Genomic DNA, 632 nt, shown 5'->3' with positions numbered 1-632 from the left:
GAGCTGAAGCAGGGGAATCCCTACACCGTCTTATCCGTCATAATCAAGCTGACAGCAAAGAATTCCGAACCCTAGCAAGCTATAGAGGATTTGAAATAAAAATGATTAGTCTTCCAACAAATCAACCTCTTCCTGAAACCTTCTCTGTTAAGATTGTAGGAGAAAATCAATATTCTGTCAGTTTAGATTTGTATTCTCCTTTGGGGACAATTCAAAGACTTCAGCATACGATTGATCATATTAAAGAGGACCAAGTGAAAACTCAGAACTTATTGGATGAATTAAAGGATAAATGGGCTACTGCTAAAGTTGAAATTGAGAAAAACTTTCCAAAGGAAGAGGATTATCAAACTAAAAAGACCGAATACGATGTACTCGCGCCATTGATTGAAACAGAAACGGATTTAGATATTATTGATCAGGCCTTAAGACAATTCCACGAAAAAGGAAACGAAAAGCAGGAACAACTTTCTTTTGAATTGGATTAAAAAATAGATACAAATAGCGGACAAGAAAAGAAAAGCGCGGTAAAATAAAGATAGAAAGAAACGAGGTAACGATTATGATGGAAGATACCTATTATCAATTAGAAGAGGCCTTAGTACAGGGATTTCAAACACCTGAAGAATACC

General features: G+C 35.9%; 1 protein-coding gene and 1 pseudogene. Both read left to right on the top strand.

Annotated elements, in window-relative coordinates; translation table 11 throughout:
* A pseudogene (locus tag CBI42_RS11105) lies at window positions 1–488 on the top strand (helicase SNF2); the annotation flags it as partial.
* Between the two features lie 74 nt (window positions 489–562).
* On the top strand, window positions 563–632 hold a 70-nt coding region (locus CBI42_RS13515), incomplete at its 3' end, for a DUF5962 family protein (protein WP_373433761.1).

It is taken from the genome of Streptococcus sp. KR (assembly GCF_002238115.1).
Lineage (GTDB): Bacteria > Bacillota > Bacilli > Lactobacillales > Streptococcaceae > Streptococcus.
Note: the sequence above shows the minus strand (reverse complement) of the source record. Positions and strands in the feature narration are given on the sequence as shown.